Annotated in this window: 22 protein-coding genes, 2 pseudogenes and 1 riboswitch; of the genes and pseudogenes, 12 read left to right on the top strand and 12 right to left on the bottom strand. The window is 35.8% G+C overall.

Going from position 1 to position 22,922, the window contains the following annotated elements; all coding sequences use genetic code 11:
* Positions 1–280 precede the first annotated feature (280 nt).
* The gene (locus LDX58_RS24020; protein ID WP_227940084.1) at positions 281–1,000 is read right to left on the bottom strand and encodes a DUF421 domain-containing protein; all 720 of its coding nucleotides are present in this window, start codon (positions 998–1,000) and stop codon (positions 281–283) included.
* A 227-nt stretch (positions 1,001–1,227) separates the two neighbouring features.
* On the opposite strand from LDX58_RS24020, the pseudogene LDX58_RS26205 reads away from it, so the two are divergent.
* A pseudogene (locus LDX58_RS26205) lies at positions 1,228–1,500 on the top strand (recombinase family protein); the annotation flags it as partial.
* 6 nt (positions 1,501–1,506) lie between these two features.
* Entirely contained in the window at positions 1,507–2,148 is a 642-nt protein-coding gene (locus LDX58_RS24015; protein ID WP_265416823.1) for a recombinase zinc beta ribbon domain-containing protein, read from the top strand.
* A 254-nt stretch (positions 2,149–2,402) separates the two neighbouring features.
* Here the strand turns inward: LDX58_RS24015 and LDX58_RS24010 are convergent, their stop codons facing one another.
* The 5 genes from LDX58_RS24010 to LDX58_RS23985 form a co-directional block, all read right to left on the bottom strand.
* On the bottom strand, positions 2,403–3,407 hold the full coding sequence (locus LDX58_RS24010; protein ID WP_227940083.1) for a tRNA dihydrouridine synthase: 1,005 nt from the start codon (positions 3,405–3,407) through the stop codon (positions 2,403–2,405).
* Positions 3,408–4,017: 610 nt separating this feature from the next.
* A complete protein-coding gene (locus LDX58_RS26895; protein WP_227940085.1) occupies positions 4,018–4,152 on the bottom strand; it encodes a sigma factor-like helix-turn-helix DNA-binding protein in 135 nt (44 codons plus the stop codon).
* 848 nt (positions 4,153–5,000) lie between these two features.
* A complete protein-coding gene (gshAB, locus tag LDX58_RS23995) occupies positions 5,001–7,331 on the bottom strand; it encodes a bifunctional glutamate--cysteine ligase GshA/glutathione synthetase GshB (RefSeq protein WP_227940079.1) in 2,331 nt (776 codons plus the stop codon).
* 159 nt (positions 7,332–7,490) lie between these two features.
* Positions 7,491–8,324: an S-formylglutathione hydrolase gene (fghA, locus tag LDX58_RS23990; RefSeq protein ID WP_227940078.1), complete on the bottom strand. Its 834-nt coding sequence runs from the start codon at positions 8,322–8,324 to the stop codon at positions 7,491–7,493.
* Between the two features lie 4 nt (positions 8,325–8,328).
* On the bottom strand, positions 8,329–9,444 hold the full coding sequence (locus tag LDX58_RS23985; RefSeq protein ID WP_227940077.1) for an S-(hydroxymethyl)glutathione dehydrogenase/class III alcohol dehydrogenase: 1,116 nt from the start codon (positions 9,442–9,444) through the stop codon (positions 8,329–8,331).
* A gap of 127 nt (positions 9,445–9,571) precedes the next feature.
* Here LDX58_RS23985 and LDX58_RS23980 point away from each other — a divergent pair, with 127 nt between their 5' ends.
* Positions 9,572–9,934 carry a winged helix-turn-helix transcriptional regulator gene (locus LDX58_RS23980; RefSeq protein ID WP_227940076.1) on the top strand — a complete coding sequence of 121 codons (363 nt, stop codon included), beginning with the start codon at positions 9,572–9,574 and terminating at the stop codon, positions 9,932–9,934.
* Between the two features lie 233 nt (positions 9,935–10,167).
* On the opposite strand, the gene LDX58_RS23975 is transcribed toward LDX58_RS23980, so the two are convergent.
* From LDX58_RS23975 to LDX58_RS23965, 3 genes are all read right to left on the bottom strand, one after another.
* Entirely contained in the window at positions 10,168–10,317 is a 150-nt protein-coding gene (locus LDX58_RS23975; protein WP_227940071.1) for a hypothetical protein, read from the bottom strand.
* 129 nt (positions 10,318–10,446) lie between these two features.
* A complete protein-coding gene (locus LDX58_RS23970) occupies positions 10,447–10,845 on the bottom strand; it encodes a VOC family protein (protein WP_227940069.1) in 399 nt (132 codons plus the stop codon).
* 4 nt (positions 10,846–10,849) lie between these two features.
* On the bottom strand, positions 10,850–11,428 hold the full coding sequence (locus tag LDX58_RS23965) for a VOC family protein (protein WP_227940067.1): 579 nt from the start codon (positions 11,426–11,428) through the stop codon (positions 10,850–10,852).
* Positions 11,429–11,448: 20 nt separating this feature from the next.
* On the opposite strand from LDX58_RS23965, the gene LDX58_RS23960 reads away from it, so the two are divergent.
* The 6 genes and pseudogenes from LDX58_RS23960 (at position 11,449) to LDX58_RS23935 (ending at position 15,164) form a co-directional block, all read left to right on the top strand.
* On the top strand, positions 11,449–11,592 hold the full coding sequence (locus LDX58_RS23960; RefSeq protein WP_227940065.1) for a hypothetical protein: 144 nt from the start codon (positions 11,449–11,451) through the stop codon (positions 11,590–11,592).
* A gap of 357 nt (positions 11,593–11,949) precedes the next feature.
* Entirely contained in the window at positions 11,950–12,639 is a 690-nt protein-coding gene (gene azlC, locus LDX58_RS23955; protein WP_227940063.1) for an azaleucine resistance protein AzlC, read from the top strand.
* The gene (locus LDX58_RS23950; protein WP_227940060.1) at positions 12,636–12,968 is read left to right on the top strand and encodes a branched-chain amino acid transporter permease; all 333 of its coding nucleotides are present in this window, start codon (positions 12,636–12,638) and stop codon (positions 12,966–12,968) included. Before azlC ends, LDX58_RS23950 begins: the two co-directional genes overlap by 4 nt.
* Before the next feature lie 864 nt (positions 12,969–13,832).
* Entirely contained in the window at positions 13,833–14,024 is a 192-nt protein-coding gene (locus LDX58_RS23945) for a hypothetical protein (RefSeq protein ID WP_227940055.1), read from the top strand.
* A gap of 232 nt (positions 14,025–14,256) precedes the next feature.
* Positions 14,257–14,754 (top strand): annotated as a pseudogene (locus LDX58_RS23940) (pentapeptide repeat-containing protein); the annotation flags it as partial.
* Positions 14,739–14,855: riboswitch (SAM riboswitch) on the top strand. Its footprint overlaps the pseudogene before it by 16 nt.
* Before the next feature lie 90 nt (positions 14,856–14,945).
* Positions 14,946–15,164 (top strand): peptide-methionine (S)-S-oxide reductase, encoded by a 219-nt coding sequence (locus LDX58_RS23935; protein ID WP_227940053.1) that lies wholly within the window; start codon positions 14,946–14,948, stop codon positions 15,162–15,164.
* 1,092 nt (positions 15,165–16,256) lie between these two features.
* Here the strand turns inward: LDX58_RS23935 and LDX58_RS23930 are convergent.
* Genes LDX58_RS23930 through LDX58_RS23920 form a run of 3 tightly spaced genes read right to left on the bottom strand, consistent with a single transcriptional unit; the run spans position 16,257 to position 19,285 of the window.
* Positions 16,257–16,490 carry a hypothetical protein gene (locus LDX58_RS23930; protein ID WP_227940051.1) on the bottom strand — a complete coding sequence of 78 codons (234 nt, stop codon included), beginning with the start codon at positions 16,488–16,490 and terminating at the stop codon, positions 16,257–16,259.
* A gap of 4 nt (positions 16,491–16,494) precedes the next feature.
* Entirely contained in the window at positions 16,495–17,691 is a 1,197-nt protein-coding gene (locus LDX58_RS23925) for a Ger(x)C family spore germination protein (RefSeq protein ID WP_227940049.1), read from the bottom strand.
* 4 nt (positions 17,692–17,695) lie between these two features.
* Positions 17,696–19,285: a spore germination protein gene (locus tag LDX58_RS23920; RefSeq protein ID WP_227940047.1), complete on the bottom strand. Its 1,590-nt coding sequence runs from the start codon at positions 19,283–19,285 to the stop codon at positions 17,696–17,698.
* 410 nt (positions 19,286–19,695) lie between these two features.
* Here LDX58_RS23920 and LDX58_RS23915 point away from each other — a divergent pair, with 410 nt between their 5' ends.
* The 3 genes from LDX58_RS23915 to LDX58_RS23905 form a co-directional block, all read left to right on the top strand.
* Positions 19,696–20,811 carry a GerAB/ArcD/ProY family transporter gene (locus tag LDX58_RS23915; protein WP_227940046.1) on the top strand — a complete coding sequence of 372 codons (1,116 nt, stop codon included), beginning with the start codon at positions 19,696–19,698 and terminating at the stop codon, positions 20,809–20,811.
* Positions 20,812–21,703: 892 nt separating this feature from the next.
* Positions 21,704–22,261 carry a transposase gene (locus LDX58_RS23910; protein WP_227940044.1) on the top strand — a complete coding sequence of 186 codons (558 nt, stop codon included), beginning with the start codon at positions 21,704–21,706 and terminating at the stop codon, positions 22,259–22,261.
* A gap of 45 nt (positions 22,262–22,306) precedes the next feature.
* Positions 22,307–22,922 (top strand): transposase (locus LDX58_RS23905; protein ID WP_227940042.1); only part of this gene is annotated, 616 nt, incomplete at its 3' end.

Genomic DNA, 22,922 nt, shown 5'->3' with positions numbered 1-22,922 from the left:
TCTCACGCACCACAGTACATCGACCTTCCTCAGCCAGCCGTAGAATCAGTATGGACAAAGTATACTTATTTTCATTCTCGGTGGTGTATCTCTGGTTTTAATATACATGAATGACTGTGCAGCAAATGGCTTTGTTTTGTTAGTTTTTCTTCTTCAAAATAAGCTCCCTTTAATGGAATAACTAAGATATGCATTAATCCTAAAATCTTCACTGATTTGTTCTTTCACTAAATCCCAGTTACTTCAACTAGGAAATAATGATTTCGCAAAGAACCCTCAGTTAGTTGTAAATAGGTGGCATTTGTTGGTGTTCATTTTTTAGGGAAACATGAAGTTCGTGGTCATCATTAATTGAAGCGAAGAAGACGCGATTTACTTGTGCAATCTGTCTTCTTTGTAATTCAGCAACTAACCATTGTCGATTTAAGCCTAAATAGTTTAGTATATCTTCGTAAATTTTCCCTTCTACGATTAATGGATAAGACAAATTTTTACTTTTCTTTTTTACATTTATATCCTCAATGGTTACTCCCAATTTATTTTCTTTTTTTAACACACTTAATTGTCCATCTGCTTCGATAATGGCAATTTTAACATCACTTATATCAAAAATATTTTTTTGTCGTAACATTCGCAGTACATTATCGATGGTATATCTAATCCTTTTTAAGTTTTCCACTGAGATTTTCCCATCTTGAATGACTAGCGTAGGTTCGAACGTTATTTTTTTCCCTATTTTTCGATTCGTAATTGAAAAGTAGGCAGTTAATTTTTGTATGAGTGGAATTACTATAATAGCTAAATAAGTATAAACATGATCTACTTTTGGATCAGCAATGTCAGCTCCTACAACATTGGCTAAGGTCATAATAATGAGAAAATCGAAAATAGGCATTTCTCCAATGGAACGTTTGCCCATATAATGTGTGATTAATAAAAATAACGGGAAGATCGTAATAATTCTCGCTAATATAATAACTGACTCTTTTAAAACCTCCATATGTTTTCACCTATTCCTTTTTTATTGAGGTACATAAGCAGAAGAAGATTATTGCATGAGTTTTATGATAGTTATCTCCACGATGTGGAGGAATATTCCATTCATATAAATCAGTTGGAGAATACGTTAAGCAAATTACAACCTAAAAAAAGTCGAATTCCTGTACGCTCAGGAACCGACTTTTTAATTTTGGCTAGTTATGCTAAAGCTACCCGTTAGCTGGAAGTGGTCGAGAAAGTATCGCAAGAAGGCTATATAATGAAGATATCCCTATACCTACTGATATAGCAGGGAAAAAGAATGCCAGGGATAAGTGGAACGATTCAACAATTAAGCTTATTCTTACTAATCCCCATTACGTTGGGGACTTAGTACAAAATCGTTCAATTACAGTCAGTGTTACAAGTAAGAAAAGGAAACAAGTTGAACAGGATAATCAAATTGTTGTTAACGATACGCATGAACCAATTATTCCGCGTGATGTATTTGATGCCGTCCAACAGCAACTGAAAATTCGCACTAAGTTTATAACGGCACCAAAAAAGCATCTTTTTACAAATATTCTATTCTGCTCTGATTGTGGAAAAGGAATGTGGTATCGAAGCAACCGCAAGGGTTATATATGCGGCAATTATGCACGGCACGGTAAAAAAGCTTGCAGTAGTCATTCCATTAAAGAAGATTTACTCAAAGATACGATTTTAACTGACATTAAAATGTTAGTGAACGAAATTTTTCAAGAGGAATACGTTAAGCAGTTAGAAGCTCAAACAAAGAAATCAAAGCAAAACCTTCAAAAACAACTCGATAAAATTGAGAAACAAGTCAATTTAATAAAGGGTCAAAAAAGAAAATATATCAATATGTTAGCCGAAGAGATTATTACTCAAAAGGAATACCGCGAAATTGTAGATGCTAATAATATTGAAATTAAAGAGTTGGTTAAAAAAAAGACCGATTTGCTCACAGCAATGGAAAGTGAACAAACGGTGGATAACATCGATCTATTAAAACAAGAGCATCTTAAATTCCTTAACATCAATGAATTAACACCAAAGGGCTTACATCGTTTAATCAATCGAATTGAAGTTAAGGCTGATGGAACACCTATTATTCACTATCGGTTTTCAGCTCCAAAAATCAAATAAACACAGCAGGAATCCCCTATTTTGGGGATTCTGCTTCTTTTAAAACTATCTGCGAGACGCACTCAACGTGTGCAGAGTGTATGTGGCAACACAAGGGTGATGGTGGGTTTATTACATTCTTAAGACCTTTTTCTTTCAGAAAACAGACTTTATCAAAACAAAAGTTGCCGGCTGCAAAGGAACTTGAAACTGAATAAAATAAGTACACATGAGTTGATGTGATTCATTTTTCCTCTAACTTTTTGAGAGTTACATCATTTCACTGTCCCCGTCCCATCAACTTCTTTTCCAAAATTATCAAGCAATGCACGCACTTCATCTGTTGATTTCGTGTTCATCAATTGATTTCTTAATTCACCAGCTCCACGGAATCCTTTGACATAAATTTTGAAAAAGCGATGAAGCCCTGTGATTGAACGTGGCAGTGCTTCCGCATATTGATCTTGAAGATCAAGCTGCAGTCTTAAAAGATCAAGGTATTCTTTACTGCTATGCTCTTTTGGCTCTTTTTCAAAAGCAAAAGGATTTTTAAAAATACCTCGACCGATCATAACGCCATCAATACCATATTGTTCAGCAAGCTGTAGCCCAGTTTGACGGTCAAGAATGTCTCCATTGATTGTTAGTAGCGTATTTGGTGCGATACGGTCACGTAATTTTTTGATTTCCGGAATTAGCTCCCAATGCGCATCTACTTGGCTCATTTCCTTTCTTGTACGTAAATGAATAGAAAGGTTCGCAATATCCTGTTTTAAAATATGCGTTAGCCACTCCTCCCACTCATTTACATCGTTATAGCCAAGTCGTGTTTTCACGCTGACAGGCAGTCCGCCCGCTTTTGCTGCTTGAATAAGTTCTGCCACAACGTCTGGACGCAGAATAAGGCCACTACCTTTCCCTCTCGATGCCACATTCGGTACAGGGCAGCCCATATTAATATCGATGCCTTTAAATCCTAGCTCTGCCATGCCAATACTCATTTGACGGAAATATTCGGGATTATCCCCCCAAATATGTGCCACCATTGGCTGTTCATCTTCTGTAAAAATCAAACGGCCACGCACACTTTTCATGCCCTCTGGATGACAATAGCTATCCGAGTTTGTAAACTCTGTGAAAAATACATCCGGTCGACCGGCTTCACTTACTACGTGACGAAAAACAACATCTGTCACATCTTCCATTGGTGCAAGTACAAAAAATGGTCGTGGTAAATCACGCCAAAAATTATCTATCATTTCAAACTCAAATCCTCTCACTATGGATACAACTTCAAACTCTCGGTAAAAAAATATAAAGCCAAATGTTCCACTTCTTTTACACTTATATCATGCTTAATAACTTATTATCAAACACAAGTACATTTGGACATTTATAATTTGTGAAAAACTATAGTGAAATCGCAATGTTTATTTTAACGAAAATCGGTCCTGAATGGTATTTTTATAAACAAAAAAGCAGGTGGTATAGATTTTTTCTATATCAACTGCTTTTCTACTATACCCACTCCAACCAAGCTACCGCTTCACAATGTGAGTGTAGCAACACAAAGATGCTAGTAGGGTTTATTATATAGGCTAGTTTTGTAGAATCGAGCCTATATTTTATATTATTTTCACAAGGTTTCTTCAATATAATTATTATCCATAAATTTTCCATTAACAAACTCTTCTTATTAAAAGGGAAAGACAATCAGTTACTCTCAATATTTTCCATCGCTTTACCTCAAAGGCATTTCTTCACAATTGCTTTATGTTAAAATTTTAATAATCATTGTTAAAGTTAGACATACCTTAGCAAATAATTTCTACCCCTTTTTACTATCAGAGTTTTATCTACAAAACAAAAGGACCAAAAAAATTAATTATATTAAATGTATTTTATTATTTTTTCAATTGCTTTTAACTCATTGTTCCTAATACTTTGTCTAGATATATTGAAAACTCTGCTTACTTCTTTATAGGTTCTTTCTTGTCCATCATCCATCCCATAAAGTAACTTAATATATTTCTTCTCTATCTGTTAAATAATTCCTCATGATATTTTTTATACTTAGAATTAATTGTTCAATAATAACTTCGTCCTCAAAACTTATTTCCGATATATCTTGAATAGACTCTACATTAACTCGCAACAATTGTTCCAGTGAAATCTGCTACTCTTTGTACAGTTCTAGCGCATTAATAAACTTAGAAGATGCACTGGTTATCTGCCTTTTGCCATTCCCTATATGCTCTACGTATTCCTTTGTCTTTATGTGCTGAATATTCAACATGCCACAATTGTAGGTGTCCCAAAAACGAAATTGCACGTTGGATATCTCCTTATCCTTAGAATTTAAATATTTTAATAATAATAACTAATCCTATGGTGATAATAAGAACTACTAAATTTGTTTTCCATTGATTACAACTGTGGTAGGCAATTTTACTAAATTTTAAAGTGAGGTACATAATTTGAAGAAAAAATTATTAATATTTATTCTAACTTTGGCACCATGGTTTGTTTTTGCAGGCCGCGTTAATATCGAGGTATTTTTGTTGGGTACTATTATTTGTTCTATTATATCGCTTATGTTGGCAGACAATGTGCTTAGGTCAGTACAAGTGAAATATGGGACGAAAGAATTTTTTTTAAAAATATATTACATATTTTTGGTGATCAGTGCTCTTATATATGATGTATTTTCATCTGCAGTCAGAGTATCCAGACATGCATTTGAAATTAAACCTTCATTTTCTCCCCGAATAGTATTATACACAGTATTTAAACAATATTATTTTAACCCCGTCCTTACTCAGGACGGGGTTATGCATGTTTAAGATTTGAACATTAAATAACTTTATTGTCATTCAACAGCTTACCGTTGTAAATCCGCGTTTTGCGAGTGGTACCCCTAGTTTGACTAACTTTGATTCCTGACTTTGTAATAGTTCAGGGAATAAATAATGTATTATATGCATAGTTAAACGTCGATATTTCCCTTTATATGGATAAATATGCATATACATTGATGGATTAAAGTTCGCTTCAATAATTCCATAAGCGTTTTTATTAGCTGCAGGAACTTCTGTATTTTCAATAATCAAATCGATACCACAAATTTTAACTCCAAGTGCGGATACCGCATCCACTGCTATTTTTTTATAATCATCAGGAATTTGATCTGTGACATCAATCGAGTCTCCACCTGTACTAATATTAGAGTTTTCACGCAAATAGATAATTTCATCATTCTCTGGAATTGAATCCATTTGATATCCTTGACCTTTAAGCATAAGGTTCTCCAATTCACCTAATTGTATACTTTCTAAAGGTGTCCTATGATCTTTTCCTCTTAACGGGTCACGATTCTTTTGAATGACTAACTGTTCAATTGTATGTTTACCGTCACCTTTAACATTCGCAGGAATTCGTAATAAAACAGCATATACTTTATCATTTAACACAAAAAATCGATATTCTGTTCCTTTAATAAATTCTTCTATTAATATAGAAGAGTCTTCTTTAAATGCTAGTGTGATTGCTTTTTGATAATCTTCGTAATTTGCGCCTTCTTTGAAGATCGATATTCCTAATCCATAGTTGGTTGTTTTCGGCTTCACAACAAAAGGTTTGGCGGAAAATAGATCATTGGAACGTAAAGCTTGTTCTATTGTCTGAAATTCCTCACCTTTCGGCACACGAAATCCATGTTGTTGAAGAATTTTCTTTGTTACTGTTTTATTTTCCATAATTAAAGTTGATACATAGCTATCTTTACTTGTCATATTCCCATTTTTCACATATTCAACATGATCTTTTAATTGAAGCTTCAAAAATTGATCTTGCCGATCCAAAACTTCTACTTGGATTCCTTGCTGGATAGCATCAAACATTAAAATCTGAGTGGACAACTCCATGTCAGTAAATCCTGTTAATTGATATGGCTTATTCCATGATTGTTTATAATTTTCTTTAGCAATCGATGTAGCCACTTGACCTTGACTGCTTTTTTCACTTTCTTTATAAAGTCTTCCAGCTAAAGTCTTGCCCGGATCCATTAGCATTTCTCTCAGATGAACAAATAACGTATCTGAAATAGTCAAATTTAAAATGGCTGCTAAATGTTCCATCTCATCAATCATATTTTTAGCTTCTATTTCAAATTGTGTGTGCTCTAATGGATGTTCAAGGGCCACTGCATCATTGTAAAGATCACCCATTTTTACCCACTCATCACAATTATTCCCTTCATCTTTCCATAGTAAATAAAGTAAGAAAAGATGTAGAAATTCTACTTGTTTATAGCTAATGCCATACGTTTCAAAGGGATTTAAATCTATATTTCTCAATTCAATATAACGAACACCGTGATCTTCTAAATCTGAAACATGATGTCCGCCTCTTAAACGGACAGGTGAATAAAATTCTTTTTCTTCTAATAGAAGCCCTCTTTTAATCATCAAAGAAAGATCTGATAGATAGTTTTGTATACTACTGTATGACACTTGAACATCATCCGAATTAGTACAACCATACTTACTGCTTCTAATACTTCTCACTGCTCGATTCAAAGAATCTTCTTCAAAAAAATTCTTTTCACTATTAGGGGAAGCCCCATAAAAATAAGTCACTAACCATCGATAGTGTAAATAGTTTCTTGTGACTTTTAGATAAATCTCTTCTTTAAACTGTCGATAATCTTTTATCTCCGATTGTATGTTAAATAACGCTTGGATTAACTCATCGCCGAATTCAAAGTTGAAATGAACACCACAAATCATTTGTTTATGACGGCCATAAGAATGTGATAAAGATTGACGATAACGAACATTTTCAACACTTTTTAATTTCGCAATAACAATATCTTCGTCTTTTTTTGGTAACTGTGGTGGCATGCTTAATGGCCAAAGCATTTCATTATCACCCATAGAACAATAAGCAACATCATGGATCGCAGCTAAGTAATCAAACAGTTCCTTTAGTGTCTCAGTAACAGGTGTGATTAATTCCATCTGTGTTTCTGAAAAATCCCGCTGAATATATGGGTGTTCGTCTCTTATCGAAATACTTTTAGGATGATCCGTTTCAGCTAAATTTCCTGATAAGTCAACTCGCTGACTTTCTTTTTCGATCCCATAACGGGCTTTTAATAAGTATGGTTTAACATGGTTATTGGCTAACATTTTTTTGAAATCCATAGGTAACTATCCCTCCCAACTAACTCACTATTTAAACTATTTCTTGTTTTTTTAGCTAGTAAAACTGTGAAACACGACAAAATGAGTTATAAAAATATCCACATTTAGTTGCAATGTGGATATTTTATTTTCCATTCCATATTTTTAATAAAACATAAATTATCTTAAGTACTTCATTTGGAAAGCGAAATGGTCCTCTAAGAAAGTAGCTATAAAGAAATAGCTATGATCATAACCTTCCATTTTCTTGTAATTTACTACTTGATTATTTTCCTGAGCATTCTTTAAGAAAATCGTTTCATCTAATTGTTTTGGATAAAACTCATCTTGAGTTCCTTGCGTAATGAGAATAGGCGGAATGCCAGCTTCTTTGACCAATTCTGAAGCTTCCCATTCTTTCCAAGAAGCTTTATCTTCACCTAAATAAGTTGAGAAAGATTTTATTCCCCATGGGACTTGACTCGGACTTAAAATAGGAGAAAAGGCAGAAATCGCTTTGAATCTCGCCGCATTTTTCATGCCAATCACTAAAGCACCATGACCTCCCATTGAGTGGCCCATTATGCTTTCTTCTCCTGAAAAATTAGGTACCAAAGTTGACGCAATAGCTGTTAATTCATCTACTATATACGTATACATGTTATAATGCTTTGCCCACGGGTCTTGTGTAGCATTTAAATAAAAACCTGCACCTTGCCCAAGATCCCATGCTTCATCATCAGCAACATGTTCTCCACGTGGTGAAGTATCTGGAATTATGACTGCCACTTGATATTTTTCAGCCAATCTCTGAAATCCGCTTTTTTGACTAAAATTATCATCTGTACAAGTTAAACCAGATAACCACCAAATAAGAGGGATTTTTTTCTCTTCTTTATTTGATGGCAAGTAGATACTAAATGTCATATCACATTGTAAGACTTCTGAATAATGGCGGTACTTACATTGTTCTCCGCCAAAAGAGCGATGTTTTTCAATAAGTTTAAGACTCATTTTCTCACTCTCCATATGTTAACATCGTACGAATTGACTCACCTTTATGAAGCAAATCAAATGCCTCATTGATGTCTGTAAAGTTTAAGTGGTGTGTAATAAACGAATCGATATCGATTTCACCATTCATATAATCTTCAACCATTCCTGGAAGCTCCGTTCTTCCTTTCACGCCGCCAAAGGCAGAACCACGCCATACTCGACCCGTTACTAATTGGAATGGACGAGTATGAATCTCTTTACCTGCTCCTGCTACACCGATAATAACACTTTCACCCCAACCTTTATGACAACATTCAAGAGCAGACCTCATTACTTCAACATTTCCAATACACTCGAAGCTGTAATCGACTCCTCCATCCGTCATTTCAACAATGACTTCTTGAATTGGTTTATCAAATTTAGAAGGATTTACAAAATCAGTTGCGCCCATTTTTTTAGCTAATTCAAACTTATCCTCATTTAAGTCTATAGCAATAATTCGGCTTGCTTTTGCTTGAACCAATCCTTGAATAGCGGCTAATCCAATCGCTCCTAAACCAAATACGGCTGTCACAGCTCCTTCTTCCACTTTTGCTGTGTTGTGTACAGCGCCAATCCCTGTAGTCACACCGCATCCAAATAGACCAACTTTATCAAGTGGCGCTTCTTGGTCAATTTTTGCTAAAGAGATTTCAGGAACGACTGTATATTCACTAAATGTACTTGTTCCCATGTAATGATAAATCGGCTCTCCATTATAAGAGAAACGAGTTGTTCCATCAGGCATTAAACCTTTACCTTGAGTTTCTCGTACGGCACTACATAAGTTTGTTTTACCAGAACGACAGAATTTACATTCTCCACATTCAGCTGTGTATAGTGGAATAACATGGTCCCCCGGTTTTACTGAAGTGACTTCATCCCCTACAGCAACGACAACACCAGCACCTTCATGACCTAGTACAGCAGGGAATACGCCTTCCGGATCATCACCTGATAATGTAAAAGCATCGGTATGACATACTGATGTATACAGTATTTTTACTAATACCTCTTTTGCTTTTGGTTCTTCTACATCAATTTCTACAATTTTAAGTGGTTCTCCTGGTTTAAATGCAACAGCAGCTCTACTTTTCAAATGAATCCCTTCTTTCTTTTGTTTTCTAATTTACTTTTCCATAATCACATATTATAATTAATCAAACAATACTGACGTTTTTGTCACTATAAACAAAATAACAACAGAGAAAGGGATAATATAATATATGGAAATCTTCTATAAAGATAAAACTTTTTTCACTAGCAAAGATTTGGGTTTATCGGTGATAGGTGGACGCTGGAAAATAGCAATTATATGGTGTTTGCTCCAACAATCTCCATTAAGGTTAAGTGAAATACAAAAATACCTTCCCGATGTCAATCAACGTATGTTAATTAGACAACTAAGGGAATTAGAAGAAGATAAAATAATTACTAGAGTTGTATACCCGGTTGTACCTCCTAAAGTGGAGTATCAACTAAGTGAAGTTGGTTTACTTCTAGAACCCGTTGTAACTTCCATTTGTGATTGGGGAGATAATTTTAGAGCATTTTTGAAAGAAAATGCTGATAAAACATCAGTTGAATAACAAGCTGCACAAACGGTTCTGAAAATGAAAGCCACGAAACGCTGGTATGAATGCGTTTCGTGGCTTTTTGAATGTTCCCAAACAACATTTGGGAATCTGTCATTTTAGGAGTTATTTTGCACTATAAGTAAATATAAAAAGCCCAATTTCTCAGCAGTAAAGTTGAGAAATTGGACTTTTATCGCTACCTCGGAAAAGCGCCCTTTAGCTTAATAAAATTTATGAATATCTTTCTATAATCGCTTTGTTACAAGAGCTCCAAATCCAATTAACATATATACTCTCTCTGAAACAATTTTTTCAAAAACAGATAATACTTTTTTCTGCTTAGTTTCAGGTAAATCTTTTATTTTTTCTAAGACCTCATATAAATGTTTTAACAAAAAATAAACCCCTTTATCTTTTTCTATAATTCTACCATTTTCTTTCTTGGGATAGTTAGGAAATTATTAAAAGGTATGCAAAGTTAATTTAGAGTAAACAATTCCATTTAAAACTTGTTCAACTAACTCTCAATCTTTTAATAATATTTTTATATTATTCCCTGAAAGATCTTCAACAGCTATTTCATGATTGTCCTCCCTATAAGTGTATCCTAAATGATCAAGATTCGCTTTTGCATTTTTATACTCTTCTTCAGTAAACTGAAGGGTAAAATATTTTAATCCTATTGCATTCTTTGGAGGTTTGGGCAATCCTTTTCCTGACCAAGTATTCATCCCAATGTGATGGTGGTATGCATCTTTTGATACAAAAAGCATGTGAGTATCCTTAGACACAATATCAAATCCAAGTGCTTCCACATAAAATTTTTCTGATTCCTCTAAGTCTGAGACCTGTAAATGCATATGACCTATTCTTGTTCCGCTAGGTAAACCATTCCATTTATTTTGTTTTGCTTCTGAAAGCAAATTATCAACATCTAATGGATCTGTCCTTCCGACATAACCTCCATTTCCGTCTCTTAACCAATGATTTGGATCTCTCGACATATATTTCAATACCATTATTATCTGGATCAGATAGATAAACTGCTTCGCTATATTGATGATCTGAAGCACCTTGTATTGGATAGCCAGTTTCCAATAAATGTATGAGTGATATAGCTAAATCCTGTCTAGTAGGAACTACAATTGCGAAATGGAATAAACCAGTCGTCCTACTTGGTCTCACAACAAAAGACTTCTCTTCTTTTAATAAAAGCTGCGGTACACCTCCATCTGTTGTAAGTTTCGCCGTTTTTTCATCTCTCTCTAATACTTGATACCCTATTAATTCCTGATAGAAAGTTAAAGAATTATCTAAGTTAGAAACTTGCAGCTCCACTTCGAGCAGCTTTTTTACAGATGGAAGATGCGTTAAAAGACATTTTGGAACCGGAATTGTTAGAACGCATTCGTTTGCGAACTGCTTCCAATAATCACTGCGAATATTGACAAAACATTCAACACATTGCTCTGGACGAGCAATTAACCGAACGTGAAAAAGTTGCACTAGAATTAACGGACCATATTATGGCTTATCATGGACAACTACCTGAAGATTTGTATCAAAAGGTAAAAACGTGCTTCACTGTTCAAGAAATCACGGCGTTATTTTTTCAAATTGGAAGTAAAAATGCTGCCAATTGGTTTCTAATTGCAATGCAAATAAAGTAATAAAGATCGCAGTTACCTATCGACGTCATTCTCCGGGGGATTTTTTAATCTCAAATGGAAGCTGCTATTTATAACAACGGCCATGGTGTATTACCTTCTTATATTTAATTCAAGGGTATAGGCGTCTCTATGTGTAATACACTGAGCCCAGTGTAGGAGTACAATTTTCGATTCTTCAATGGCTGAAAGACCTGATACCTCTCCAGGAATATCTATAAACGGTCAAAATATACCGCAATAAAACCAAGGATAACCTCCTTGGTTTTTCATTTGTTATCGTGCTAAAACGATCCTTTACTTTAATAAAAAAATGAGCCTCTTAAAACCAGACACATAAAAAATAAAAATCAAATATGGATGGCATTTCGTACGGCTTTCCCATACACAGTCCCTATTCTAGCGGGATTTGTCTTTTTGGGAATTGCTTATGGGATTTTTATGAATTCATTGGGATTTAGTGCAACTTACCCGATTTTGATGAGTCTTTTTATATTTGCCGGATCAATGGAATTTGTGGCAGCCACTTTATTGCTAATCACTTTCGGCCCATTGAACGCCCTTTTCTTGACTTTAATGGTAAATGCACGACATTTGTTTTACGGCATTTCCATACTGAATAAGTACAAGGGCATTGGGAGGAAAAAACTTTATATGATTTATGGACTTTGTGATGAATCTTTTGCGATTAATAGTACCGTTAATATTTCAAAAAATGTTGATAAGGGCTGGTTTATGTTCTTTGTGACTTTGTTAAATCACTCCTATTGGGTCATAGGGTCAGCAATTGGGGGCATTTTTGGGCATTACGTTACATTTAACACTGAGGGACTCGAGTTTGTTATGACAGCCTTGTTTGTCGTCATATTTATTGAACAATGGATGAAAGAGAAAAAGCACCATAGTGCTGTTTTGGGTCTCGGACTTTCGACTATTAGTCTTATCATTTTTGGCGGAACCAACTTTATTATTCCAGCTATGATTGCAACCTTAGGGATACTCACACTACTTAGAAAGCCATTGGAAAAGTTTGAGGTGATAGCAGCATGACCATGAGTTTAACACAGCAGATAATTACAATAGCAATGGTGGTTTTAGGCACAATGCTTACAAGATTTCTTCCATTTATCGTTTTTCCATCGGGTAAACCAACACCGAAATATGTTCAGTATCTCGGAAAAGTCTTACCATCGGCGGTAATTGGACTTTTAGTTATTTATTGTTTTAAGGATGTAAGCTTACTATCTGGAAGCCGTGGTATCCCTGAATTATTAGGAGTGGCAGTAGTTGTATGTCTCCATTATTGGAGAAAAAACATGCTTATCTCAATAGCAGGGGGAACGATTGTCTACATGATATTGGTGCAATTTGTTTTTTGAAACTTGTTAAAGATTAATTGCTCGATCTTCTAATATCATTTCCTGGTGGAGTAAAACACTTTATTGAACTTGTTGGACAAAAATTAAGTAATCTAATATTTTTAAAATCGAGCTGCCCTCTAAGACAGCTCTTTCCTTCTTCAGCGAATGGTTATGTTGAACAAGTTCGACTAATAAGAAAATTTACTGCACAGTACAACGATACTATTCAGTAGGAAAGGATATTCAACAATCAGGCGCGTTTCTTTAATAATCAGAAACTCCTTTTTCCCCTTACATGCAATTTTAATAAGATCCCATCTAATTTTAAAAAAATTAATGAAATAGTTTCTTTGCAATATTAAGGAATGAAGTTAATGCTTTAAAGTCCGCACTGTCGTTTCTTTTTATAAAAACTATTTTAATCATTGAGTATTCCTTTGGTAGTTCAATATAGTCAATTAAAGATGTATCAATAATCTCTATTATTTTTTTTTGATACAACCCCTACACCTAATCCTACTTTAACAAAACTAACTAATCCTTCGAAGCTATTGAATTTTATTTTTTTATTAGGGTAATACCACCTATTATCACAAAAGACGATTGTACAAGAGAATTGTTAGGTATTTACCGCAAATATGGCCGTGTTTCCTATAGCCAGCTACATGAAATATCCACTATTTCTATGACAACGATGATCCGGAAATTCCATACAACCAAAATTAATGAAATATGGGATGAAGTATTAAAAAGTGTGAATATAAAAAGCGCTGAAGAGTAGGTTTCTGGAATTGGAGGGACAACTTATATAACTGATTAATTAAGAAACAGTAAAACCTCCAGGGCATATACTGAATTAGAAAATTGCCTGGGGGAATTGTTGTGACCGATCTTATCTTATTACTGCATTACCTGCTGTTGATCATTATTTTACAAAACCCGCTTTTTAATGACCATCGTTCAAATTCAAATCAGAATCCAATTACGATTGTCGGGAACATAGGACCGATAAGCTATGAGGACGGGACCTTGAAAATCCAGTATATCGGCTATCCTTTTGTTCCGTTTCGATGAGGAATCATCAGGGCTGACTGATTGTCAGCTCTTATTTTGTATCTCTCAAAATTGTGTAAAGTCTCTCAAATTATGAATGGTTTTTTTTGTAGTAAATACTTTAAAAAATCAAACAACCTGTTGAATAACAATAAAGATGTTTCATTACAAATAAAGATGTTACATTTACAATAAAGGTGTTTAAAAACGCCAGTCATGCTTTCACAATCGGGCCAGAATTGGACTTTTTATTGGTGCTGGACAGAAGGTTGCTCAATTAACTTACGCTGGAAAGGACTGGCGTGAAGCTCCAGAAACAGCAAGCCAAATGTTCAATGTTTTTCCCATTATGCAACAACTTAATGAAATACTATGGTATTTGACTGAAGCACTGAACTTGAAGACCTCACTTCCGATCCAGGATGAGCTCAAATCTGTGTTGGAAGTGACAGAACGACTTACGTTACTTGATCCCGATTCTATTGTTGAGTTAGACGTCCCAGCCCACCGGGATGTTGTGAATGATTTGTTTCTGAGGACAAGTGAACTCGTTCGCACAGAATTCAATAGTAAACAAAAAAGTTCTAAAATATACAAGAAGACTCATGGGCGAGGAGCTGATTACATGGGCGCTAAATTAAGAGGTGCATATTTTATTGCGGCAGATCTCAGAGAAGCCGATTTGAGGTATTTAGATCTTATCGGAGCTGATTTCCGAGATGCCGATATTCGAGGGTCTGATCAGAGTGGTAGAGGGACAGGCCCTACGAAACCCGGCAACCATTAAGTCAAATTTTGACGACTTGAACGGTGCTAATTCCTGCAAAGGTATTAACCTTTGAAAGATGAGAGAAATGTATTTAATCATACTAACCTCTCTTTAAATCAAAGAGAGGTTTTTTGAATGGATAAGAAGGCTTATGGCTCAAAGGAGCGAAAATAATGGAAAGAGCAGGGTTTGGTTCAAGCGAATTTTTTAGTCAAAAAGCATTTATTATAGTTTTTCGTGGTATTGAATATGTTCAAATAGGACAATTAAAAGGGGCAAATATAGATATAGTAGAAATTTGGTTTGATCTCTGGAAAGTATCTTATAAGGAATTATTAGAATTGTTTTTTGACTTATATGACCCAATAACTAGAGAAGGTCAGCAATTTTAAAATAAATCATTCATTTTCTTTTCTAATTTTAATCAATTAACAGTAGCTAAACAAAAGAAAAACGAACTAAAACATATAGTTAAAGATGAAGTTATTACAGAAATTACTCCAGTTTGGGAACATATTAATATCTTGGAAGAGATCAAACTAATATCTTAATGAAACCTCACATAAGGACCACAATGTGTAAAAAAGTAAATTTTTATCTTTCACAATCAGGCGCGTTTCTTTAATAAGAATTGTGTCTTTATTATATTAATTCAACTAATAACAAAAAGAGAGGGGGAATAGTACACTAACAACTATAACAGTTCGTATAATACTGTTAACTATAACTTGATTTAATTTCAAGAATATCTCGTGGATCAAGGTCTACGAGATACTCTTTTTTATACAAATACAATTATTCGTTAAATATAATTTTAACGAACTTGTGTTCTCATTTTAATTTTAACGTTTTTTCTTAATACATCAATCATTGTTTGCAAACTTCGCTCAACTTCAATGTTAATCAATTCTATGAAAGGCTTAATTTCGCCATTATCCGCTCGTTCTAAAGTTAAGTAGTAGTAGTCCAATCGATATTTGAGCAATGTCGAAAGTATAATCTCTCATCACATGAAAAGTGAGCCACATGACAACTAAAAACTGAGCCACTTAAAGTTTGTGAATTATATAAAATACTCTATCCTACATTGGCTTTATATGGAGATGCGGGCATGATACCCTTGCAAGGATGCGAAATCCCTACCAACTGCATGCTTTCGCAAAGAAGTCATGCCCGTAGAGGCTCCATGTCAAGCCTGTCCTCATCACAAAAATTCTGCTGTAAGTTTGCGAAATTCGCAAAAATTAAGTGGCTCAAAAAAAGTTGCGAAATGGCTCAATTTTCAATTGCGAAATACATCCTTTCCCATTCATTGAGTAAACACATATGTTGATATAACTTTCCATCAGCTTTCACATCAACAATTGAAATCTGTCTTTTGAATGGGGTTGATAATAAATTTCTTGATAGAGAAACCAATTGCAAAATAATAAATACTATAAAATGTCGTGTGTTGATTTATCTATTTTCACCTAACTCATTCTCTATTCCAACGAACTAAAGATAAGGTCGCTAACAGGTTTGAACACCATCGTCATAAAATCTAATGGGTTAGGGATTTTAACATCTACACACATCGCAACGTTTAACCCTGTTGCGAACGTAAGTAAAAGGCCAAACACCCATAACTCTTTTTTAAACTTGTTCTTTAAAAGAGATGGGACTTCAAACATTGCGATAACAATTGCGGTCATGATAATTCCTGCAGCAGCTAACATAATTTCACTCCTCGAAGTCCTTTAAAATAGAATCTCCTATTGTCCCTACTTGGCGAATTCTTACTTCAACAGCAATATCAACAGTTAGGTCTTCAAATTCTGAATCCCAATTGTCTTTTATTTGTTTCCAAGTTTTTGGTGCTGAACGGCGAATGGCTTCGCCAAATCCGAAAATATCGGCTTTATACTGCTTTTGTACTTTATGTATCGCTTGTTCAATTTTATTTTTGATAGACTGTTGGGCTTTTTGTTCAATTTTATAAATTTCTTGTGTATTTGATAAATCAACTTTACATTCAACATCTCCAATACTTCCTTCAACCTTGATTTCAAGTTCAATTTTAGGCTTACCGTTCTCTACTTTTCCTTCTGTTTTGGTGTTTGCTTCAGTCACTTCAATTCCCAAATCCCCCCCTTTAGAACAAGGAACATTGATAACCGTACTTTGCACGGTTCCTTGAGAATAGTTATAGCCTTTGCTTTCGTCCTCATTTAACCAACCGATTAGCTTATCGTTTTTAAGGACAGACAAACCCAAGTATTGAAGGGTGACCGGTTCGTCTGTTGTTAGGACGTTTTGTGTGGTTTTTCCTTTCTGAGGGTCGCCCTGAAAGCTAACCCCTGTCAGTACCGGATGCTTTCCTTCACTAATTAAGTCAGAAATAAGTTCATCTAATTGAATAGTTCCTGTAGCCGCCCATGCTTTCTCTGACACCTCAAGCGCTTGATATAATTTGTTGGCTGGTATCTTCTCAATCGAGGTTAACGTTGCGAGTACATCTTTCGCGCTTTCTCCTTTAGAGATAGCCATATAGAAATCGGTACGCAATTCATGATTACGAGACAAGAAATCTAATACATCTATGAAACCTTCTTCTGCTAGTTTATTACCGATAATAACTATCCGCAGGTGGGAGAAATACGCCCTTCGTGGTAACTCCTTTGTTATTTTCCGAACCGCTTTGATTACCGTTTCTCCTGTTGCCTGATAGGTAGTTACGGGAGAATCATATCCTTCTCCTTTCGCAGCTGTTTCCCTAGGATTAATAATTTGTAACGAGACTAAATAGCCGTTCTCGCTTCGATCAAATCCCATCCCACTAACGATCGCAAGTTCATTTAACTCACGGCGGTTCCAGCAACCCGTAATTAACGATAAAAATATTGACAAAATGACAAAAAGAAGAAATGTTCGTTTCATACACTCAGCTCCTTTCCTTCTTTGGCTTTTGCGGTGCAGGATTTTGTTCACGAATGATATTTTGCTGACTAATCAAACGAGGGCGGGAAAAAAGTGCCCACAGCGGTAGTCGGAACAGCGTATCTTTCTGATCCGGAAGATTAAACGGTGCCATCGGTGACATGTAAGGAACGCCGAATGAGCGCAGGCTGCATAAGTGAAGAATCATTGCTATTAATGCGATGGCAATTCCATACAATCCGAAAGATGCCGCTAAGGCTATCAAGATAAAACGCAAAATTCTAATCGCAGTTGCCATACTGATAGAAGGAAACACAAAATTAGAAATAGCTGTAATTGCGACAACGATGACCATGACTGGGGAGACAATCCCTGCTTCAACGGCCGCCTGTCCGAGTACCAACGCCCCGACAATTGAAATTGCTGAACCGACTGCACGCGGCATTCGCACCCCTGCTTCTCGGAGAATTTCAAAAGTAATTTCCATTATTAATGCCTCAAGAAAAGCCGGAAACGGCACGCCTTCCCGTTGAGCAGCAATGCTAATAAGCAGCTCTGTCGGCAACATTTCTTGGTGAAATGTTGTAATCGCGATATAAAGAGAAGGAGCAAGCAGAGCAATAAAAAAGCAAATGATACGTAATAAGCGAATGAGTGTTGCAATATCGAACCGTTGGTAATAATCTTCACTCGATTGTAAATATTGTATAAACAAAGTGGGGACTAGTAACACAAAAGGAGTTCCGTCAACGAAAATTGCAACACGTCCTTCCAGCAATGAGGCCGCCACAGCATCCGGGCGCTCAGTGTTTAAAATCGTTGGAAAAGGCGTATACGTCTCGTCTTCAATCAATTCTTCAATATTGCCGCTTTCAAAAATTCCATCTATGTCAATACGGTCAAGCCGTTCATGGACTTCTTCAACGACTTTTGGATTGACAATCCCATTCATATACATAATCGCGACATCTGTTTTCGTTAGTCGTCCGATTACTTTCGTTTCAAGCCAAAGATCGTTTGACTTGATTTTTCGGCGGATAAGAGCAGTATTGGTGCGTAAAGTTTCCGTAAAGGCTTCTTTTGGTCCTCTGATCACTGTTTGTGAAGTAGGCTCTTCGATCGCGCGCTGTTCCCACCCTCTTGTACTAAAGATTAAACCTTTAGAGCAGCTGTCAACTACAAAGACGGTGTCCCCAGATAAAACAGCGGTATACAGCGTCTCAAAATCTTCGACGTCTTTTACTTCTCCGGTACTTACAACATATTTTTTATAGAAATCAATGATATTGATCCGTGTATGAACAAGATCTTCATGCTTGAATTCTTTTTTATCAATCATGATTGATTCCAACGAATCATTCAGGATGTCTGAATCGACGAGTCCATCGGTATAAAGAATCCCTGCCTGCCTTTCTTCGTCAATGAAAAACTCTTTAACAACAAGGTCACTGCTGTTTCCAAACGCTTTTTTTACCTTTTGAATATTTTCTTGAAGATCAACGTTTAATAGCTCTTTTTGCTGAGTGCCGTTATTATCATTGATAGCTCGTTTTTTTTTCCATGTACGTCTAATGTTTTTTTTTATATAACCCATAAGATGACTCTTCCTTCCGCCCAATTCTTATATCTGTTGCATTACGTCTCATGTTAGTATGTCAATTTTTTCTCACAAAATATACGAACGGACTGGAGCAAAGATAAAGTGAACCTACAATCAGAAGGGTTTACTGATGTACTGGCACCATTTTCGAACCATAAAAAATAGTCGCAATACATCATCTTTTATCGCTTATAGTGTTGCACATATCTTAATACGGATTACTGGTCCACAGGATACCACCTCTTTTCTTCTTTTCATAAAGGGGAAAACTCAGAAAAAAACAGTAAAAAAGAATAAACCATGGTAAAAGTCCTAATAATAGTGAACACTTGTCTACCGGATTACAGGAAGAAAATTAATAAAAAGATGAACAAGGGAATAACGTCACTCAGGGAGGGAAAAAGATGCTCGAGAAGGGAAAAATCGGAGCACGCCAATTTACGGTGTTAGTGATTCTATTTAACACTGGTACTTCTATCTTGCTTGCCCCATCTCTTCTTGCTTCTGAAGCGAAACAGGACGCGTGGTTAGCTGGCATCCTAGGAATGGGAGTAGGTTTATTAGTTGTATGCTTATATAACACTTTAGGAAACCTCTATCCTAATATGACCTTGATAGAATATAGTGAGGAAGTTCTTGGGAAATGGGTAGGAAAAGCGACCTCTCTTCTCTATTTTATTTTCACTTTCACTCTTACTAGTCTCATTTTTAGAAATATAGGGGATTTCCTAGTCATTCAGATGATGCCAGAAACCCCTATCGAATCACTTCACCTTATTTTTTTAATTATTGTCATCATGGGGACTCGTCTTGGACTTGAAGTTTTATCACGTTCTGCAGAGATTTTATTCCCGTGGTTTAGTATTCTTTTTCTTCTACTTGTTCTTCTTATTTCTCCTGAAATCAAGTTTGAAAACATTCAACCTATGCTTGAAGAAGGGATAAAACCCGTACTCAACTCTGCGATTAAGTTTATTGAGTTTCCGTTCTTAGAACTTGTTACATTTTTAATGATTTTCCCCTATGTCAATCGGCCAAAAGAAGCTAGTAAAGCTTTTTTAGTAGGAACGTTGATTGGAGGGTTTATTTTAATCATGGTTACGCTGTTGTCCATTTTGGTTCTCGATCCTATCACAACGATTAGACAGATATATCCATCTTATTCATTAGCAAAAAGAATAAATATAGGCGATTTTTTACAACGAATAGAAGCCATTGTTGCTGGAATGTGGATTATTTCGATCTTTTTTAAGTTAACGATTTGTTTTTATGCCTCAAATTTAAGCCTTGCTCAACTATTCAAGCTAAAAGACTATCGTCCACTTACTTTTCCCTTAGGAATGATTCTTTTCGTCTATTCCCTTGTCGTGAGTCCAAATATAATCTATAACATTAACATTTCCCCACAAGCAATGATACCCTTTGGTTTTACCGTTGGACTTTTTCTCCCTCTGTTGTTATTAGGAATAACTGCATTAAAAAAAAGACGTAAAAACAATAAGAAACATATTCACTTATGAAAAAATTTAGCCATATTTGTACTGATATCGCATTTATAGTTTCTAACTGTCAAAACTTGGAAGGTGCGCTTATGCCGTAAACATGTTCCCATAAATCTTTGTGGAATGTATAGTAATTAACGCATGTAAAATAATATGGGAACTTAAGTAGGAGGGTCCCGACCCTCTTACAACACCATAGGTACGATTCCCTATAACAGCGGTTCTCAAAGTCATTCGGACAATGAGTTATTGTATCAATTGTCCGTTATGCTTTTTTGTCCATTGTATGTCCTCCACTCTCAACACTTCTACGGTCTTCAACAGAATTCACTTCTTACCCCTAAGGGGCTCTTTTCAGACATCTGTTTCTTTGAGGGATGAGTGTGTTGAGTTTATTACACATTCATCTCTTCCCAAACTTCGGTATTATGGCTTCTTCTGACTTCTGATAGTTAAACGGACGTTCAACGTCCACTTACCATAAGCGGATTGCTTCTCTGTTAGACCTCTCAGGGTTAGCACACGCCTTCCCCTCCATGGCTTCTCTTCATTTATTTGATATAGCCTTCGGCAGTATTTTGATTTGTTTAGCAACTTCATCCAAGTTTACCTATTCTTATTGAAGTTCGTATTCCTTAGAAGCGGAGGTTTGTTGCCGGCTACTTTAGATTGTAGGTCACCCCAGACACCCTTGTCTTAAGCTAACTGTTACTATCGCCTTCACAGTTTGGGACTTGAATCCAAGTAAATGTGCGCATGTCTGGCGCAATTGAGTAGGAGGGGGTGATTAACCCCCGACCTCTCACACCACCATACGTCAGTCTGTCTAACAATTATTAATAATTTTTGTTTTTTTGCATGAAAATGGATGTCTTTTGTCGAATCTCTATATCAAAGGAGATGAGTGTGTATGCCTTATATCGAAGGTGAAGATAGACATCAAATTTATTTACTGCCAAATACGTTGGACGACTTTGTAGATGAAGAAAATCCTGTCCGAGTTATCGATGCTTACGTCGACAGTTTGAACCTGGAAGAATTGGGGTTTCAAGTCTATTCGGGCATCAAAGCTGGGCAAAAACCTTATCGTCGGGAAGATCTACTTAAGCTCTATCTTTACTGTTATATGAACGGCATTCGTTCCTCTCGCAAGATGGAAATCGAAACGAAAAGAAACATTGAACTAATGTGGCTAATCAGCAAACTCCAGCCGGACCACGGCACTCTATCTGCTTTCATGAAGAATAACAAAACTGCAATAAAAAAGCTGTTTAAAGAGTTCACCTTAATGTTAAAAGGTTTCGGATTGATCGATGGTCAACTCGTCGCAATTGACGGCACAAAATTAAAGGCGAACTGCTCTAAAAAACAACACTTTAATGCCAATATTATCAGTAAAAAGCTAGAGCATATCGATGAAAAAATCGATGCATATTTGCATGACTTTTTAACAGAGGACAATCGCTAAAAAAAGCAAGAAATCACAGAAAAGTTAGAGGTTTATCAAGAAAGAATGCACGAGCTGCAGGTAATTAAACAAGAACTCAAGGAAACAGGTGAAAAACAGCTTTGTGTTACCGATCCGGACGCCAAATCAATGAAAAATAACGGGAAGCATGAAGTTTGTTTCAATGTTCAAACTGCGGTGGACAGCAAGTATAAACTAATCGTGGACTGCGATACTGTCAATGATGTCAACGATCAAGGGCAGCTGTCCAATATGGTGAAGAAAACAAAGCAAGTTTTTCACGATCAAAAAAACACGATTCTGGCCGATACAGGCTATTATAACTACCTTGAAATTATTGATGTTGTCGACGAAAGCACCGAACTCTTAATTAAGCCGCAAAAGGGAAAACAAAACAAAGTGGCCAGCGGGTTTGATAAAACGAATTTTTCATATGATGCCATAAACGATAGATATATTTGTCCGTTGGGTTATGAGTTACCTTTCAAATGGAATGGAAAACAAAATGGGAAAGAGTATAGGCGTTACACTTGCACAAGCTTCGATATTTGCGGACAAAAAGAGTCCTGCACCTCTGCCAAAGGAGGAAGAGCGATAACTAGATTAAAAGACGAGGAAGTGATCGAACAGATTACGGAAAAAACATGTAGTCAAAGTGATA

Origin of the sequence: Alkalihalobacillus deserti (assembly GCF_020734105.1) — a bacterium.
GTDB lineage: Bacteria > Bacillota > Bacilli > Bacillales > Bacillaceae_D > Halalkalibacter > Halalkalibacter deserti.
Note: the sequence above shows the minus strand (reverse complement) of the source record. Positions and strands in the feature narration are given on the sequence as shown.

What these genes read in the sequence shown, in the direction of transcription:
- LDX58_RS24020 (WP_227940084.1), bottom strand. Translation starts at nt 1,000, where the DNA reads ATGGAGGTTTTAAAAGAGTCAGTTATTATATTAGCGAGAATTATTACG.
- gshAB (WP_227940079.1), bottom strand. Translation starts at nt 7,331, where the DNA reads ATGGATTTCAAAAAAATGTTAGCCAATAACCATGTTAAACCATACTTA.
- fghA (WP_227940078.1), bottom strand. Translation starts at nt 8,324, where the DNA reads ATGAGTCTTAAACTTATTGAAAAACATCGCTCTTTTGGCGGAGAACAA.
- LDX58_RS23980 (WP_227940076.1), top strand. Translation starts at nt 9,572, where the DNA reads ATGGAAATCTTCTATAAAGATAAAACTTTTTTCACTAGCAAAGATTTG.
- LDX58_RS23960 (WP_227940065.1), top strand. Translation starts at nt 11,449, where the DNA reads ATGGCTTATCATGGACAACTACCTGAAGATTTGTATCAAAAGGTAAAA.
- azlC (WP_227940063.1), top strand. Translation starts at nt 11,950, where the DNA reads ATGGCATTTCGTACGGCTTTCCCATACACAGTCCCTATTCTAGCGGGA.
- LDX58_RS23950 (WP_227940060.1), top strand. Translation starts at nt 12,636, where the DNA reads ATGACCATGAGTTTAACACAGCAGATAATTACAATAGCAATGGTGGTT.
- LDX58_RS23935 (WP_227940053.1), top strand. Translation starts at nt 14,946, where the DNA reads ATGGAAAGAGCAGGGTTTGGTTCAAGCGAATTTTTTAGTCAAAAAGCA.
- LDX58_RS23930 (WP_227940051.1), bottom strand. Translation starts at nt 16,490, where the DNA reads ATGTTAGCTGCTGCAGGAATTATCATGACCGCAATTGTTATCGCAATG.
- LDX58_RS23925 (WP_227940049.1), bottom strand. Translation starts at nt 17,691, where the DNA reads ATGAAACGAACATTTCTTCTTTTTGTCATTTTGTCAATATTTTTATCG.
- LDX58_RS23920 (WP_227940047.1), bottom strand. Translation starts at nt 19,285, where the DNA reads ATGGGTTATATAAAAAAAAACATTAGACGTACATGGAAAAAAAAACGA.
- LDX58_RS23915 (WP_227940046.1), top strand. Translation starts at nt 19,696, where the DNA reads ATGCTCGAGAAGGGAAAAATCGGAGCACGCCAATTTACGGTGTTAGTG.
- LDX58_RS23910 (WP_227940044.1), top strand. Translation starts at nt 21,704, where the DNA reads ATGCCTTATATCGAAGGTGAAGATAGACATCAAATTTATTTACTGCCA.